Source organism: Bradyrhizobium sp. CCBAU 11361 (assembly GCF_028128935.1).
Lineage (GTDB): Bacteria > Pseudomonadota > Alphaproteobacteria > Rhizobiales > Xanthobacteraceae > Bradyrhizobium > Bradyrhizobium niftali.
Genome location: NZ_LBJZ01000177.1, coordinates 57659 through 73861, shown reverse-complemented (window position 1 = coordinate 73861; position 16203 = coordinate 57659). Strand labels below are relative to the sequence as shown.

General features: G+C 65.7%; 15 protein-coding genes. 6 read left to right on the top strand and 9 right to left on the bottom strand.

What is annotated here, in order from left to right; genetic code table 11:
• Positions 1-5: 5 nt before the first annotated feature.
• Positions 6-560, bottom strand: a complete 555-nt coding sequence (locus XI08_RS21710; RefSeq protein ID WP_271575900.1) for a flavin reductase family protein — start codon at positions 558-560, stop codon at positions 6-8.
• A 57-nt stretch (positions 561-617) separates the two neighbouring features.
• Positions 618-1715: an LLM class flavin-dependent oxidoreductase gene (locus tag XI08_RS21705; RefSeq protein ID WP_167771313.1), complete on the bottom strand. Its 1098-nt coding sequence runs from the start codon at positions 1713-1715 to the stop codon at positions 618-620.
• 216 nt (positions 1716-1931) lie between these two features.
• Between XI08_RS21705 and XI08_RS21700 the strand changes: the two genes are divergently transcribed.
• The 3 genes from XI08_RS21700 to poxB all read left to right on the top strand — a co-directional run bounded on the left by XI08_RS21700 (position 1932) and on the right by poxB (position 5311).
• A complete protein-coding gene (locus XI08_RS21700; RefSeq protein WP_271575899.1) occupies positions 1932-2846 on the top strand; it encodes a 2-dehydro-3-deoxygalactonokinase in 915 nt (304 codons plus the stop codon).
• A 14-nt stretch (positions 2847-2860) separates the two neighbouring features.
• On the top strand, positions 2861-3493 hold the full coding sequence (locus XI08_RS21695) for a 2-dehydro-3-deoxy-6-phosphogalactonate aldolase (RefSeq protein WP_271575898.1): 633 nt from the start codon (positions 2861-2863) through the stop codon (positions 3491-3493).
• An 81-nt stretch (positions 3494-3574) separates the two neighbouring features.
• Positions 3575-5311, top strand: a complete 1737-nt coding sequence (gene poxB / locus XI08_RS21690; protein ID WP_271575897.1) for a ubiquinone-dependent pyruvate dehydrogenase — start codon at positions 3575-3577, stop codon at positions 5309-5311.
• 23 nt (positions 5312-5334) lie between these two features.
• On the opposite strand, the gene XI08_RS21685 is transcribed toward poxB, so the two are convergent.
• From XI08_RS21685 to XI08_RS21665, 5 genes are all read right to left on the bottom strand, one after another.
• Positions 5335-6063, bottom strand: coding sequence for a hypothetical protein (locus XI08_RS21685; RefSeq protein ID WP_156937001.1), 729 nt, complete (start codon positions 6061-6063; stop codon positions 5335-5337).
• A complete protein-coding gene (locus XI08_RS21680; RefSeq protein ID WP_027547121.1) occupies positions 6060-6452 on the bottom strand; it encodes a hypothetical protein in 393 nt (130 codons plus the stop codon). The genes XI08_RS21685 and XI08_RS21680 overlap by 4 nt, the downstream gene beginning before the upstream one ends.
• The gene (locus XI08_RS21675; protein WP_271575896.1) at positions 6449-7720 is read right to left on the bottom strand and encodes a hypothetical protein; all 1272 of its coding nucleotides are present in this window, start codon (positions 7718-7720) and stop codon (positions 6449-6451) included. Before XI08_RS21675 ends, XI08_RS21680 begins: the two co-directional genes overlap by 4 nt.
• 158 nt (positions 7721-7878) lie before the next feature.
• Complete coding sequence (locus tag XI08_RS21670; RefSeq protein ID WP_271575895.1) at positions 7879-8244, bottom strand: hypothetical protein; 366 nt, start codon at positions 8242-8244, stop codon at positions 7879-7881.
• Between the two features lie 68 nt (positions 8245-8312).
• A complete protein-coding gene (locus tag XI08_RS21665) occupies positions 8313-9236 on the bottom strand; it encodes a PaaI family thioesterase (protein ID WP_271575894.1) in 924 nt (307 codons plus the stop codon).
• A gap of 147 nt (positions 9237-9383) precedes the next feature.
• Here XI08_RS21665 and XI08_RS21660 point away from each other — a divergent pair, with 147 nt between their 5' ends.
• The gene (locus tag XI08_RS21660; protein ID WP_027547125.1) at positions 9384-9701 is read left to right on the top strand and encodes a hypothetical protein; all 318 of its coding nucleotides are present in this window, start codon (positions 9384-9386) and stop codon (positions 9699-9701) included.
• Between the two features lie 38 nt (positions 9702-9739).
• On the opposite strand, the gene XI08_RS21655 is transcribed toward XI08_RS21660, so the two are convergent.
• A complete protein-coding gene (locus tag XI08_RS21655) occupies positions 9740-11209 on the bottom strand; it encodes an amidase (protein WP_271575893.1) in 1470 nt (489 codons plus the stop codon).
• Positions 11210-11335: 126 nt separating this feature from the next.
• Positions 11336-12448 (bottom strand): ring-opening amidohydrolase, encoded by a 1113-nt coding sequence (locus XI08_RS21650; protein WP_271575892.1) that lies wholly within the window; start codon positions 12446-12448, stop codon positions 11336-11338.
• 439 nt (positions 12449-12887) lie between these two features.
• On the opposite strand from XI08_RS21650, the gene XI08_RS21645 reads away from it, so the two are divergent.
• Together XI08_RS21645 and XI08_RS21640 are read left to right on the top strand one after the other, a co-directional pair.
• Positions 12888-15224 (top strand): Tex family protein, encoded by a 2337-nt coding sequence (locus XI08_RS21645; protein WP_271575891.1) that lies wholly within the window; start codon positions 12888-12890, stop codon positions 15222-15224.
• Positions 15225-15607: 383 nt separating this feature from the next.
• On the top strand, positions 15608-16105 hold the full coding sequence (locus tag XI08_RS21640) for a hypothetical protein (protein ID WP_271575890.1): 498 nt from the start codon (positions 15608-15610) through the stop codon (positions 16103-16105).
• Positions 16106-16203: the final 98 nt, after the last annotated feature.

The window sequence follows — 16203 nt, the reverse complement described above, 5'->3', positions numbered from 1 at the left end:
CGTCCTTACGAAAAATCCGTCCAGCTCAGATGCCGTGAATCGAGGTCGCCGACTGTCACGGTGCCGCGGATTTCGTGAGGAATGTGGAAGCTGCTGCGCAGATAGACGAGCGGTGCAGCCCCGTCGGAATGCGACACCCCGCGGACCTCGCCGACGAAGATCGAATGCGTCTTGGTTTCGAACTCCTGCGCCAGTTCGCAATCGAACGCGGCGACCGCATCCGTCAGCACCGGTGCGCCGGTGGCCCCGCGCGTCCATTGCCCGAACGCAAAGCGGTCGTCGCCATTGACGCCCTTCTGGCCGCTGAAGGTGAGCGCCAGCAGCGCGTGGTCCTCGTGCAGGAAGTTGATCGCGAAGGCGCCTTCCTCGCGGATGCGCGCATGCGCGCTGGCGTTGCGGTTGACGCAGACGATCAGCGACGGTGGATTGTCCGACAGCGAGCAGGCCGAGGTGACCGTGAGTCCCGTTCGCTTGCCGTGCTCGGCACCGACCGTGACCAGCGCGACGGCGCCGGCACATTGGCGCATCGCCTGCTTGAAATCCTTTGCGTCCACGCTCACGTGGAAATCTCCGAAACGGGTGCGGATGCGGCACGATCGCGCCGCATCCGCGTCGGGTCAAGCCGCCTTCTTCGCGGAGCCGAGATGCTTCAGGCGCGGCATCACCTCGTTGCTGAGCAGCGAGAGCGAATGGTGCCAGGCCTCGGCCTTGTGCTTGTAGTCGAAGCCGAACACCAGCAGCACGCCGAAGCCGCCGACCTCGTCGTAGATCTTCTCGATCTTCTCGGCGACGGTCGCGGGCGAGCCGACGATCCAGTTCCGCTTGGCGCAATATTCGACGGTGACGTCGCTGTCGGGCACGTCGGGCGCGTGCTTCAGATAGTCCTTGAAGCCGAAATGGCCGAGCAGGGGCAGGAAGTACTCGTGCATCATCCGGCCCATCATGTCGCCGGTCGAGAGCTTCCAGGCCTCCGCGTCGGTGTCGGCGACGAAGACTTCGCGCACCAGCCGCCAGTCCTGCCGGTTCGGCTTGCGGCCGGTCTTCGCCGCACCGATCTCGACCGAATCCCAATGGCTGCCGACATAGGCGGGATTGAGGTTGAGGCTCATCGGGATGAAGCCGCGCTCGCCGGCGAGCTTCAGCGTGTCCGAGTTCTTCGACAGCCCGGCGACGCCGATCGGCGGATGCGGTGCCTGCAACGGCTTGATGTGAGGCTTGAGGAAGTCGAACATCGTGTCCGGCTTGGTCACCGTCCAGAATTTGCCTTTGTAGGTCCAGGGCGCGGGATCGGTCCACATCTTCAGGATGATCTCCAGCGCTTCGCGGGTCATGTCGCGGTTCTGCCCGCTCATGCCGTCGACGTTGAACATCGCCCAGTCGCTCGGCAGGCCGCTGGCCGCGACGCCGAAATTGAGCCGGCCCTCGGACATGTGGTCGAGCATGGCGACGCGGTTGGCGAGCTCGGCCGGATGGTGATAGGGCAGCAGGAAGCCGCCCGGTCCGATGCGCAGGCGCTTGGTCTGCATCAAGGCTTGCGCGATCAGGAGATCCGGCGTGGGATTGGGTTCCCATGGTGCGGTGTGGTGCTCGCCGACCCAGGCCTCCTGATAGCCGAGCTCGTCGAGCCAGCGCATGACTTGCAGGTCCCAGTCGTTTCCTTCCTTCAGGCCGCACTCCGGCGGATGCGAAGGCATCGTGAAATAGCCGATCTCCATGGGTTTCCTCTCCACAATTGACGCGTCTTGCTGCGCGGTTCACGGATGTGAGCGGGGAGGCATGAGCAAGCGGTGTGCCAGCGCGGCAGCGTCTCAGACCTGCGAGAAAACGCTGGTTTGCGGCGGCAATAGCCGATATCCCGGGGCGAATTTGCTGGCCGCCGTCTCATTGTCGCGAGACGGCGTCCTGCCGGTGAGACGAGGACGAGACCTGAGATGACCGAACCCGCCTATGTTGCGGTGGACTGGGGCACCAGCAGCTTCCGCCTGTGGTTGATCGATCGGGCCGGCCGGGTCCTGGCCGAACGCCGTAGCGATGAAGGCATGCTGGCGGCGGCCAAGACCGGATTTGCCGGCGTGCTGCAATCGCATCTTGCGGCGATCGAAGCGCCGGATCATCTGCCCGTTCTGGTCTGCGGCATGGCCGGCGCCAAGACCGGCTGGGTCGAGGCCGGCTATGTCGACACGCCGGCGCCGCTTTCCGCCATCCTGAAGCAGGCCGTGCGCGTGCCGGGCGAGGCGCGCGACATCCGCATCCTGCCCGGCATCGCGCAGCGCGACGTCAAGGCACCGGATGTGATGCGCGGCGAGGAGACGCAATTGCTCGGCGCGCTCGGCCTCGCGGCCGCCGGCGAAGCGCTGGTCTGCATGCCCGGAACGCATTCGAAATGGGTGCGGGTGAAAGACGGCACGGTCGCGCATTTCTCCACCTTCATGACCGGCGAGCTGTTCAGCGTGGTGTCGCGCGAGACGATCCTGTCGCTTGCGGTCGCCGGTGCCGATGACGCCGAGGATGTCGCGAGCTTCAAGACGGCGGTGAAAGCCGCGTTTGAGGCGCCGGCCTTTGCGGCCAATCTCCTCTTCGGTGCGCGGTCGCGGCAGCTGCTGTTCGGCGGTACGCCGGCTGCGGCGCGCGAGACGCTGTCGGGCACCTTGATCGGTGTCGAGCTGGCGGCGGGTCTCTCCGGCGCCGTGCCGAAAGCCGGCGTCACGTTGATTGCTTCGGGGCGGCTCGCCATGCTGTACCGGCTCGCCTTCGACGCGCTGCCGGTGATCGTGACGCCGATCGATGCGGATGAAGCCGTCCGCCGCGGCCTGTCGATGGCAGCCGCGGCCATCTGGACGAGTTAAGAAGGATTCTTGAGATGAGCGTTCCCTTTCCCCCGATGCAGCGTCCGCTGGTTGCGATCCTGCGCGGCATCAAGCCGGAGGAGGCCGAGTCCATCGTCAGCGTGCTGATCGAGGCCGGCATGACGGCGATCGAGATTCCGCTGAATTCGCCCGACCCGTTCCGCTCGATCGCCACCGCCGCGAAGCTCGCGCCGGCCGGCGTGCTGATCGGCGCCGGCACGGTGCTGACCACCGCAGATGTCGATCGTCTCAATGACGTCGGCGGCAAGCTGATGGTCTCGCCGAATGTGGATACGCAGGTGCTTACGCGTGCGCATCAATACGCCATGGTGACCTTGCCGGGCGTGTTCTCGCCGACCGAGGCGCTGCTTGCCGCGCACTCAGGCGCATCGGGCCTGAAATTCTTTCCGGCGAGCGTGCTTGGCGCGTCCGGCATCGCCGCGATTCGTGCGGTGCTGCCGGCCGGCGTGATGATCGCTGCCGTCGGCGGCGTCTCCGACCAGAATTTTTCGGAGTATATCAAGGGCGGCGTGACCGCATTCGGGCTCGGCTCCAGCCTCTACAAGCCCGGCATGAATGCGGCGGATGTCGCAGCTCGCGCAAAGGTGACGATTGCGGCCTACGATCGGGCGATTGCGAAAGACTGACCTCGCAATAAACCAGCCGTGATCCCGTCACGGTCGCGCATTATCCTATCTTGCCGTAGCAAGCGAGATCAGGAGACCGACATGGCGATCAACAACGTAGCCGATCTGTTCGTGGCAACGCTCGAACAGGCCGGCGTCAAGCGGATCTACGGCATCGTCGGCGACAGCCTGAATGCTTTTACGGAGGTGCTGCGGCGCCGCGGCACCATCGAATGGGTTCATGTCCGGCATGAGGAGGTTGCGGCGTTCGCGGCCGCCGGCGAAGCCGAGATGACCGGAAGCCTTGCGGTGTGCGCGGGTTCCTGCGGCCCGGGCAATCTGCATCTCATCAACGGCCTGTTCGACGCGCATCGCAGCCGTGTTCCGGTGCTGGCGATCGCGGCGCAGATACCGTCGGCCGAAATCGGCGGCGGCTACTTTCAGGAAACCCATCCGCAAAACCTGTTCCGGGAATGCAGTCATTATTGCGAGCTGGTCTCGGATGCGAGCCAGCTTCCTTTCGTGATCGAGAACGCCATCCGCGCGGCCGTGGGCCTGCGCGGCGTTGCCGTCATCGCCATGCCCGGCGACGTCGCTTTCCGCGCCCCGCCGAAGCGCGCGCTCTCGACGGCGCGGGGACTCGCGCTGTCGGCGCCGAGGGTCTTGCCTGCGGCCGATGAGCTGAAGGCGCTGGCCGACCTCCTGAACGGCGCCGAGCGCATCACGCTGTTCTGCGGCCGTGGCTGCGCCGGCGCGCATGCCCCGTTGATGCAGCTTGCGGAAGCCTTGAAGAGCCCGATCGTGCATGCGCTCGGCGGCAAGGAGCACGTCGAATACGAAAATCCCTACGATGTCGGCATGACCGGCTTCATCGGCTTCTCCTCCGGCTATGCCGCCATGCATGCCTGCGACGCCCTGTTGATGCTCGGCACCGATTTCCCCTACAAGCAGTTCTTCCCGACCGACTGCCAGATTGCGCAGATCGACATCCGCCCGGAAAATCTGGGACGGCGGTGCAGGATCGACCTCGGCCTCGTCGGTGATGTCAAGCAGACCATCGAGGCGCTGCTGCCGCTGTTGAAGACGAAGACGCAGCGCAAGCATCTCGACGATGCCGCTGCGCATTACAGGAAGGCGCGCGAAGGGTTGGACTCGCTCGCCAGGGGTACCCCGGGCAGCAAACCGATCCATCCGCAATATCTCGCAAAGGTCATCAGCGACCATGCGTCCGAGGATGCCGTGTTCACCGCCGATGTCGGCACGCCCACGGTGTGGGCGGCGCGCTATCTCGAGATGAACGGTCGCCGCCGGCTGATCGGCTCCTTCGTGCACGGCTCGATGGCCAATGCGATGCCGCAGGCGATCGGGGCGCAGGCCTCGCAGCCCGGCCGCCAGGTCATCTCGCTGTCGGGCGACGGCGGCTTCACCATGCTGATGGGCGATCTGATCACGCTGACGCAGATGAAGCTGCCGGTGAAGGTCGTGGTCTTCAACAACGGCGTGCTCGGCTTCGTCGCGCTGGAGATGAAAGCCGCCGGCTTCGTCGACACCAATGTCGACCTGCAAAACCCCGATTTCGCGGCGATGGCGCGCGCAATGGGGATCTTCGCGAAGCGCGTCGAGGATCCCGGCGAGCTCCCGGGCGCGATGAAGGAGATGCTGGCCCACAACGGGCCGGCGCTGCTCGACGTCGTCACCGCCAAGCAGGAGCTGTCGATGCCGCCGACGATCACGCCCGAGCAGATCAAGGGTTTCAGCCTCTGGGTCCTGCGCGCGGTGATGAACGGCCGTGGCGACGAGGTGCTGGATCTCGCCAAGACCAACCTGCTGCCGCGCTAGGCGCGGCAACACGGCGGGGCCAGCTATTTTGTTGTGTCGCTCGGGCACGTGGCGACGAGCATCAGGGAGACCAGTTGTGGGGTTGGAAGCCTCCTTGCGTCGGGCTCGCTCCTGATCTTCAGGACCGTAGTGGCGCCGTCCAAAGCGGTCAGCTCTCCGCAAAGGGTCTCTTCTGGTTGTGTCGCTGTCGTACTGCGAACGGTTAATTTTGCGAACGCGGGGGGCTTGCTCGCAGCCGTCGGCCCGTACCAGGAGAACGCAATCGCTGCCGCAAGCAGCACCGCACTGCCAACCGCCAGGTACCGCGCATGGGTCAGGTCATCCAATGCATCCGTGGTCAGGTTCACATTGCGAACGTCGACCCCTCCCTCATTGACTATGGACTGCACGCTCACAGTCCGCATTCTGCCATTGGCTGCCGAGAGAAACAGCCACAGCGAAGCGATCGCGGCGGCGACGGCGAGCAACGTCAGCACACCGAGCGTGTATTGGACCCAGGGTTCATAGGCAGTGATCGTGCCCTGACCTTTGAAAAGCAGCACGGTCGTGACGAGGGTGAGAAGGCCGGCCATCCCGGTTCGCCAGTCCTGAGCCGTCTTGCGTACCCGCTCGAGGGCAACCTTGAGTTCTTCGGCCATCCGGGCGCGGTCGTCGATTTCGGTCGCGCTGGGCATCGGATTGTGCGGCAGCACCGCTCTGACGCCAGGTCGCGCGGGTTTTGCGTTCGTGTTGGTGTCCACGGAGTCGCTCACGAATGCTCCTCGCCGAAGCTCTCGATGCGCATCTTCCAGGTCGCACCGCATCCGGTCAGCGCAGCGCGTCCGAGAGGGTCTGGATGCTTGACTTTGCAATTGCAGCGAACACTGAACTCGGCAGGAAGCAGCGACTCGCCGATCAGGCCTTTGTCCCGAAGCGCCTCGACCGCCGCGCGCAAGGTATCGGGGCTCGTCGGAGCCACGCCCTTGAACGCGATCAGGAATTCGGTGTGCTGCATGTGGTCTTCGCAGCGTGGGCAATGGCCATCAAGCTGCAGCATCATCGGATCATGGGCATCCGGATGCGGGGTCACCTCGAACTTTTCGACGGCGGCGACCGACCAGGCGGGATCGGGCTCGTCGATGTATTTGACCGGCTTCTTCATTCTTGGCCTCCTATGATCGGAAAGTGCACGCCGAGCGCCTGCTTCACCGGCTCGGGCGCGTATCGAGTGATGAAGTGTGCGATCTGGTGACGCCGCCAGCGATCGTCCTGCTCGAGCGCTTCGGCAGATCGGGCGCCTTCCAAGAGTTGCTTGTATGTGTCGGCATCGAGCAGGCTGGCGGCGAGCGCCTCTATGACCGCGCTCGGCGAATGTGACATCAGGGACTGCATCTCCTTCAGCAGGGCCGTATCGCGAACGATGTCACGTGGACCCGTGCTCCACGTCGTGGTGCTCAGAACCTCTTCAATGCGGGCGGTGGCGACTGTCCGCCGTCGATCCCGCTCCGCCAGCGCCTCTCTGGCGAGCCGTTCGAGCAATTCGTCGGTCGAATGGGCCCACTGCCGAAAGACGGGCGCGTGCGATCCGTAGCGCTCGCCAATGACGTGATCGCAAATTGCGAGCCGTTCTTGGGCTGGCCGATGTGCCTCGTCGACCTCGATGGCGCCGACCAACTCTCCGAGCTGCAGGGCCCGGAAGAAGAAGTAGATGCCCGTGACGGCCGCACGCGGGTCGATGCCCTCGTGCTGCATGGACTCGATGGAGATGAAGGTGCCGCTCACGTCGGCCTCGATCTCCTGATCGACCGGCCGCCTGTCGAGCTCCGGGAGCGATGCCTGGCTGAGGTCCACCTTGGCCGAGTCGGCGATCAGATGCTTATGCAGGATATGCCCGACTTCGTGTGCAAGCACGAAGCGCTCGGCGGCAGTCGCGAAGTTCTCTGCTGTCCTTATTTCGCGCGGTCCGGTTGGCCAGTCGTCAACGAGAGGTGCGCGCACCGGCGAGGCCATCCAGTCCAGCAGGGTGGCGATGATGCCGGCGGTCCGGCTTTCCGGTGGCGCGGGCGGATCAGCGGGCGTGCGATCGATCACGTGAGCGGCGAAAGCTCTGGCGAGCCGGTAGACAAAGAGTGCAAGACCCCGATTGAGGGCTACGACGTGCCGAGGTGCGATCCATATGGTTAGTGCTTCAATGCCCGCAGGCGGAATTGTTCGAACGAGGACGCGGTCCGGCTGCAGCAGCTGCGCCAGTTCGGCGTCCCTGAGCGTGGCGCCGACGTAGCGCAAGATACTCGCGTTGATCGTCTCGATGATGCGGGCTACGGGGTCGCTGTCGGGCGCGCCGATTTCGACCTTTCCCGGTTTGCCGCGCGTGAACAATTTGACGTAGACGTCGTCGATCTGTTGAGCTGCGCCTTGAGCAGGGGACATTCTCAACTCCGGGGCCCTGGCAGGTCTCCGTTAAAGTTGATATGTTACAGCAATGCACCCGCTGCGGATATCGATTTCCTGCGGTCTCATCATAATTTTACGCCTAGTCGAGGTCCGGGCTGCTTCGATCCTGCGGCCGTGTTCGAACAGCGGCTCCCCTAGCCCCGCTTCGCCGACGGAACAGGCAGCCGCTCGTGGCGGTGCTGGAAGCGTTGCCAGTGCAGGACGCCGCCGATCAGCAGGGCCGGCACGAAGCCGAGCAGGATCAGGAAATGCGGCAGCTCCTTCGGCGAGATGAAGGCGATGGCGATGTCCGAGATCAGCCACAGCGCGGCGAACATCACCGCGAAATCCGTGCGCGGGCAGCGCAGATAGTAGAACACCGCGGTGATGACCACGGCAGGCCCGATCGCGATGCCGATCATCACCGCGGTCAGCTCCTTCGGCGTCACCGCGTCGAGCACCATCGACGCCAGCAGCCAAAGCGCGGCGAACATGGCGACGATGTCGAGCGGATGCCGCAATCCAATACCTCTCGCAGGAACCACGCTATCGTTGTGGCCCGGTCCCTCGCCGTCAAGGGAAAATACGCCTATTCCTCGTCACTTCCGGGCGTTGGCCGCAGCATGAAATGACCGAAGGCAGTGGCGATCGGCTTGTCCGCGTCGTCCTGCCAGGTCCGCGCTTCGAAGGCGACGATGCGCCGGCCCTGCTTCACGATCGAGACATTGGCAAAGCTGTCGAGCGCGCGGCCGGAGCGCAGATAGTTGATGGTCAGCCCGATCGGCTTGGGCGGCGCGGCGGCGCCGAGCTCGCGCGCCACCCCGATGATCGCCGTGGTCTCGAGGAAGGCGCCGGTCATGCCGACGTGGATCGCGGGCAGGATCGGGTTACCAATAATCTTCGGCGAGAACGGCATCGTCAGCGTGCCGTCGTCGTTGACGCGGATGCCGAGGCAGCGCGCGAACGGGCTGCGGGCGAATGGGCCATCCGGATCCTCCGGCGCCTCCAGGGTCGGGATGCTGCGCGAGTCCATCCTGCGGTCGGCGAGCATGTTGGTGCGGTTGGCGCCGATCATGAAGCAGGCGGTCGCGGTCGCGACCGGATCGTCCTCGGACTCCTGATACGCCGTCGAGCGCACGAAGGCGATCGAGCGCGTGGTGCGGTAGCAGATCGAATGCGCCTTGATGTCGAGGCCCGGCGTCGCCGGCTTCTGATAGTCGATACGCAGGTCGAGGGTTGCGATCGCGCGCGTGCCGTCGAGCGCGAGCTGCACAGCCATGCCGCAGCTCTCGTCCAGCATCGCGGTGACGACGCCGCCATGCAGCACCCCGGTCTCGGTGTCGCCGACGAAGACGGGACGGTAGGGCAGGCTGGACCAGGCCTCGCCGGGTGCGAAGCGGTCGAGCTGGAGTCCACTGATATGGCCGTAATCGGAGCGGCGGCCCTTGATGGCCTCGGCGAGCTCCTCGAACGGGAGTGTGGCAGGCAGGCTTGGCGTCGATGAGCTGGACATGGCGATGTTCTAGACCAGTGCCGGGCGCCGCGCAAAACCCCGAATACGCGTCGTGTGCCAGGTCCGCCGGCGGTTGGGCCTCGACAGGGCGGGCCGAAGCGCCGATGGTGGGCGCCTCGTTCGTTCGACTAGCCGCAAGGAGCGCTTATGGCCGACCCCGAAACACCCGGCACCAATCAGGGGCCGGTCACCATTTCGAGCTCGAGCTCCGAGCGGGCGCCGATCATCTATTTCGACGGTGCGTCCTGTTTCGGCCATCACAACGGCGCGATCCAGATCGAGCTCGCCGCGAACTTGCTGATGCCGGTTGGCGCCGCGGTCAGGGTCGACGTGATCCAGACCGCGCACTTGCGTTGCAGCGTGGCCGCGGCGCTTGCCTTGCGCGAAGCGCTCGACAAGGCGCTCGCGATGTACAAGCAGGGGCAGCAGCAGCCGAATGAGGAGATCCCGGCGGTGAAGAACTGAGGCGGCATCGCGTCGCATGTCGCCGCGATCGCAGCTCCTCAGCTCACATGCACCTTCGGCTTCCTGCCGCCGTTCCACTTGCCGTCGAGCGCGCGCTCGATCTGGGCGGCGAGTTGCAGGAGCAGGCCGTCATTGGCCTGCTTGGCGATCGCCTGGATGCCGAGCGGCAGGTCGTGGTCCTGGGTTGCCATCGGCATCGAGATCGCCGGCATGCCGCAGAGATTGGCGAGCGGCGTGAAGGCGAAGAAGCGCCAGAGATTGCCGAACCAGTCGAGCACATCGGGATTGTCGGAGATGGTGAGATATTCCCTGGTGCCGACCTTTGGCGTCGGCAGCGCGGTGATCGGCGTCAGGATCACGTCCCATTGCTCGAAGAACGCGCCGAAGCCGCGTGACGTCGTGTTGAACACGCCCTGCATCTTCGCCCGCTCGGCGAAGCTCGTGTGCCGGCCGGCTTCCCAGATCCTGATGTTCATGGGCTCGATCAGATCTTCCGGCGGCTTTTCGAGTCCGCGCGCGGCGAGCATGTTGGAGATCACCACCGCGAAATTCGAGATGTAGCAGGTCGTCTGCGCCGCGAACGCGGCGCGGAAATCGAGCTCGGGCAGCGCATAGTCGACGTGATGACCGAGGCCTTCCAGGAAGCGGCCGGTTTTCTCCAGCTCGGCCGCGATCTCAGGCGTCGCGGTGTAGTCGCCCCATGTGTGCGACAGCGCGATGCGAAGCTTGCCGGGATCGCGCTTGATCATCTCGGAATAGGGCTGCGCCGTGGTCCAGAACGGCATGAACTCGCCGGGCGCAGGCCCGCGGGCGTGATCGACGAAGGCGGCGGTGTCGCGCACCGAGCGCGACTGGCAGCCCTGGATCGACACGAGCCCGGTGAGGTCGGACATGTGCGGGGCGAGCGAGAACACGCCGCGCGAGACCTTCAGCCCGATATTGCCGTTGACGCCGGCGGGAATGCGGATCGAACCGCCGCCGTCGGTCGCATGCGCGATCGGCACCACGCCGGCGGCAACCATCGCGGCGCTGCCCGCCGACGAGCCGCAGGTGGTGTAGTCGCTATTCCAGGGATTGCGCGTGACGTAGACGGCCGGATTGTCGGCCGAGCTGCACACGCCGAATTCCGGCGTGGTGGTGCGCCCGATCAGGTTCAGTCCGGCCTGACGGAATTTGCCGGTCAGGAACGTATCAGCGGCGGCGCGATTGCCGCGCATCAGCAGCGAGCCCATCTCCTGGAGCCGGCCCTTCATGGTCGGCCCGAGATCCTTCATCAGGAAGGGCAGGCCGGCGAACGGGCCGGCGAGGTTGGCACCGTCCCTGGCCGGGTCGGCGATTACGTCCTCGAACAGCTCGACCACGCCCGACAGCGCCGGATTGACCTTGGCGACGGCAGCAGTGGCCTGGCGGGCCAGGTCCTTCGGCGTCAGCTCGCCCTTGCGGACGCGCGCCGCCAGCCCCACGCCATCGTGCTGCGCCCACTCGTTCCAGCTCATCGGCAAAGTCATGAAATTCAAATCCCTAGATGCGACGTTCCTTCCTTTCGCATGGACCCTGCGTGAATCAACTGAGCCGGCGCGAAGGGCAGGGTTGCATGGGGCGGAGAGGTCGCACGACCAGGGAGGCCGGCCGTCTCAATCCGATAGTCGCGCGATCACCGCAACCGGCCCGCCGCCCGCAGGGCCCTGATGCTCGGCCCCGCCGGAGACGTAGACCGCGCCGGTGCCGGCAAGGCCTGCGATCAGGCCGCCGACCGCGGCGCGGGCGTGGCGCGTCGAGCTGATGTCGGTGTCCTCCAGCATGGTGTGGCGAAAGCCGCGCACGCTGCCATCAGGCGAGGCCTCCGCCTTGGCGAAGATGTTGACGAGCTCGCGGCCGGCTTTTGCTTGCGGCGCGACGCCAAGCCCGACGCTCTGCAGCGCCGACGTCACGGCGGCGGCGTCGATCGCGTCGCTCATCACGGCGTGGCCGATCTCGAATTCGCTGACCGATGCCGCCGAATTGCCGAGCACGATGACGACGTTGTGCATCAGCTCGATTCCGGCCGAGGTGGACGCCACCTTGGAGAACAGATCGTAGCGGCGCAGCACGTCCCCGTCGCTGATGTCGGAGCCGGTCTCGCCGAGCGCGACCGCAACGCCGAGCGCGGAGGCGCCGCGCGAATAGGCCATCGAGCCGTAGGCGCTGGTCGTCGCCGTCTTGTGGCCGCGTGTGCTTGCGGCCTCGACGCGATCGCTGGTGAGCAGCGGGCACTTGATCTGCACGAAATGGACGTCGGCGGGGTCGGCGATGCCGGCGTCCGCCATCGCGGCCTTCACGGCCTCGGCCGTCTCCGCGATCTGCGCGGCGCGTCCGAGTTCCTCGGGCAGGAAGTCCCGCGTGTGCGCCATGCCGATGCTCAGGCGCTTGCCTGACAAGCCCGCCGGCCGCCGCTCGACCTCGCGGCGCGTGAACACGGTGATGTGCGGGCTGAGCACGCCTTCGGTGCCACCCGACATCACGAAGGCGATGCGCTGCTCGACCTCCTCCGGGGACAGGCTGAGCTGTGGCGCCAGAGCCGTGCACAGTGCGGCAACGGCATATTCCCGGGTAAAGTCGTTGACGCCGCCATTGCCCTCGGTCTTGCCGAGGATCGCCAGGATCTCCCTCGGATCGATCGCGCCGGCGCCGATCATGGCCATGAGGCCGGAGACGTCGCCTGGGCCCTTGGTGACGATCTTGATGACGCCGACCGATGTCGTCCGCATGACTGGTCCTCAGAGTTCGGTGGTCCGGCGGTGCAAACAGCCGTTGAACCGGGGCGCATGTCAAGCCACTGGCCGCAACCTTTCATCTGTCATCCTGAGGTGCGAGCCCTGCGGCGCAACGCGTCGCTGGGCGAGCCTCGAAGGATGCACGGCCCGGCTGTATCTCGGCCGTTCATCCTTCGAGGCTTCCTCCGCAGCGCTATGCGCGCTGCGGCGTGCGCACCTCAGGATGACGGGGCTGCTATTTTGGTCCGGCGCAACGCAACAGAGGAGCCTTCGCCATCCCCACGATTGTGGCGAGATCGCATCGGTTCGACAAAAAAATCGTCTGTCGACGGTTGCGCGCGGCACCTTGATGAATCAACCTCGGTTGGTCCATAAGCGGCGTCCCGCGACCGGATTTCGGTTTGCGTCGCGTGCTTGGAGAGAGGATTCTCGCGTGGCAAATATCAACCAGAAAATTGCGCAGGAGCTTGGGGTACGGGCGGAACAGGTCGAGGCGACGGTGACGTTGCTCGACGGCGGCGCCACGGTTCCCTTCATCGCCCGCTACCGCAAGGAAGCGACCGGTGCGCTCGACGACGCGCAATTGCGCACCCTGGAGGAGCGCCTGGGCTACCTGCGCGAGCTCGAAGACCGCCGCAAGGCGATCCTCGAATCGGTCCGCGAGCAGGGCAAGCTCGATGCCGCACTCGAAGCCACGATCATGGCCGCCGACAGCAAGGCGCGCCTGGAAGACATCTATCTGCCGTTCAAGCCGAAGCGCCGCACCAAGGCCGAGATCGCCAAGGAAGCCGGTCTCGAGCCGCTCGCCAATCAACTGATGGCGGAACCCGGCAACGATCCCAAGGTCGTGGCGGAAGGCTTCATCAACGCCGAGAAGGGTGTGGCTGACGCCGCCGCCGCACTCGACGGCGCCCGCGCCATCCTGGTCGAACGGTTTGACGAGGACGCCGATCTGATCGGTGCCTTGCGCGAGGAGATGTGGACCAATGCGCGCATGGCCTCCAAGGTGCGCGATGGCAAGAAGACCGAGGGCGAGAAATTCGCCGACTATTTCGAGTTCTCCGAGCCGCTGACCGGGCTGCCGTCGCACCGCATCCTGGCGATGTTCCGCGGCGAGAAGGAAGAAATCCTCGATCTGCAGATTCAGGCCGAGGCGGAAGCGCCGCCGCCGGGCGTGCCGAGCGCCTACGAATTGAAGATCATGAAGCGGTTCGGCATCGCCGACCTCAAGCGCGCCGGCGACCGCTGGCTGATCGACACCGTGCGCTGGGCCTGGCGCACCAAGATCCAGGTGCATCTCAACATCGACCTGCGCATGCGGCTGTGGAATGCGGCCGAGACCGAGGCCGTGCGCGTGTTCGCGTCCAATTTGCGCGACCTGCTGCTGGCCGCGCCCGCCGGCACCCGCGTCACCATGGGGCTCGATCCCGGCTACCGCACCGGCGTCAAGGTCGCCGTCACCGACGCGACCGGCAAGGTCGTCGATACCGCCGTGATCTATCCGCACGAGCCGCAGCGGCAGTGGAACGAGTCGCTCGCGATCCTCGGCAAGCTAGCGCTGAAGCACCGTGTCGAGCTGATCGCGATCGGCAACGGCACGGCCTCGCGCGAAACCGATAAGCTCGCAGGCGATCTCGTCAAGGGCCTGGCCGAGCTGAAGATGAACAAGATCGTGGTGTCGGAGGCCGGCGCGTCGGTCTATTCGGCCTCGGCCTTTGCCTCGGAGGAACTGCCCGGTCTCGACGTCACCCTGCGCGGCGCGGTCTCGATCGCGCGGCGGCTCCAGGATCCGCTTGCCGAGCTCGTCAAGATCGAGCCGAAGGCGATCGGCGTCGGCCAGTATCAGCACGACCTCGGCCAGGCCAAGCTCGCCAAGTCGCTCGATGCCGTGGTCGAAGACTGCGTGAACGCCGTCGGCGTCGACGTCAACACCGCCTCGGCGCCGCTGCTCGCGCGCGTGTCGGGCGTGGGTTCGGGCCTTGCGCAGAGCATCGTGGCACATCGTGACGCCAATGGCCCGTTCAAGTCGCGAAAGGCGCTCAAGGACGTGCCGCGGCTCGGGCCGAAGGCGTTCGAGCAGTGCGCGGGCTTCTTGCGTATTCTCGGCGGCGAGGATCCGCTCGATGCCTCCGGCGTGCATCCGGAAGCCTATCCAGTGGTGCGCCGGATTCTCAGCGCCACCAAGAGCGACATCAAGGCGCTGATCGGCAGCAGCGAGATCGTGCGCACGCTGAAGCCGAAGGATTTCGTCGATGAGACCTTCGGTCTGCCGACCGTCACCGACATCCTGCGCGAGCTCGAAAAGCCCGGCCGTGACCCCCGTCCGGCGTTCAAGGCCGCCGTGTTCAAGGAAGGTGTCGAGGAGATCAAGGATCTCAAGAAGGGCATGATCCTCGAGGGCACCGTGACCAACGTCGCCGCCTTCGGCGCCTTCGTCGACATCGGCGTGCACCAGGACGGTCTCGTGCACATCTCGGCGATGTCGAAGACCTTCATCAAGGATCCGCGCGAGGTGGTGAAGCCCGGCGACATCGTCAAGGTGAAGGTGCTGGACTTCGAGGTCGCCCGCAAGCGCATCTCGCTGACCCTGCGGCTCGACGACGAGGTCGGCGCCAAGAAGGACGCCCCCGGCATGCAGCGCGACAATGGCGCGCGCAATCCATCCCGCATGACCTCGTCGGCGCCGCGCAAGCAGGACTCCTCCGGCGGCGGCGCGCTCGCCGAAGCCCTGCGCCGCGCGGCGGAGAAGAACAACGGTAAGCGGGCGTGAGGCTCTATCTGAACCTCTCCCCGCTCTTTGCGGGGAGAGGTCGGAAAGCCTCCGCGAGTTGAGCTCGTCGACGTACGGCGAATTCTACCCACGTCGTCATTGCGAGCCAACGGGTCCGCGCAAAGCGCGGCCCGATGACAGGCTCCGCGAAGCAATCCAGACTGGCTCCGCCTGGACGGTCTGGATTGCTTCGTCACATCAGCGCAAAATTGCTTCGCAATTTTGTCGCGAGCTCCTCGCAATGACGAGGAGAGGTCGCCGGTCCGCCTCCCTAACACCCGCGTCAGAATCTGGCGCATTTGTAAGTTGAAGGTGAGGGCGCATTTTCCTCATCTGATCCCCTGGAGCGGCGCGACCGTCGCCGCGACAAGGAGGATATTCAGATGAACAGCAGGCTTCTCACCGGCATCGTCGCGGCGGCCATGGCTGCGACGTTGGCGGTCGCTTCGCCCGTTCTCGCCCGAGGTGGTGGCTTCGGCGGCGGAGGACATGGCGGCTTTGGCGGCGGTGGCCACTTCGGTGGTGGCGGCATGCATGTCGGTGGTGGCGGCATGGGTGGCGGGGGCATGCGAGTTGGCGGGATGGGCGGCGCTCATTCCGGTGGTGCCCGCTTCGTCGGTTCGCCAATGGCCGCCCACGCCGCCATTGGACCTCGCTTTGCCGCGGCTCCGCTAGCGACCCGCGCCGCCTTCGGGCCGCGCTTCGCCGGCGCGGGCTGGCACGGCAGGCCCTTCATCGGCCGCCACGCCTTCTTCCGGCACCACCATCGCTTCTTCTTCGGAGCACCCTTCGTCTACGCTGGCTACTACGACGGTTGCTGGCGCAGGAGCTGGACGCCCTATGGGTGGCAATGGGTCAATGTGTGCGGAGACTATTGGTAGTCGCATCGCCGTACCGCACCATTGTCGCGATCGCCATCAGGCGGTTCCGCTCAGCCCCGGAACGGGATAGTCTGGTGGCGATCGTCGCGTGGAGTTTT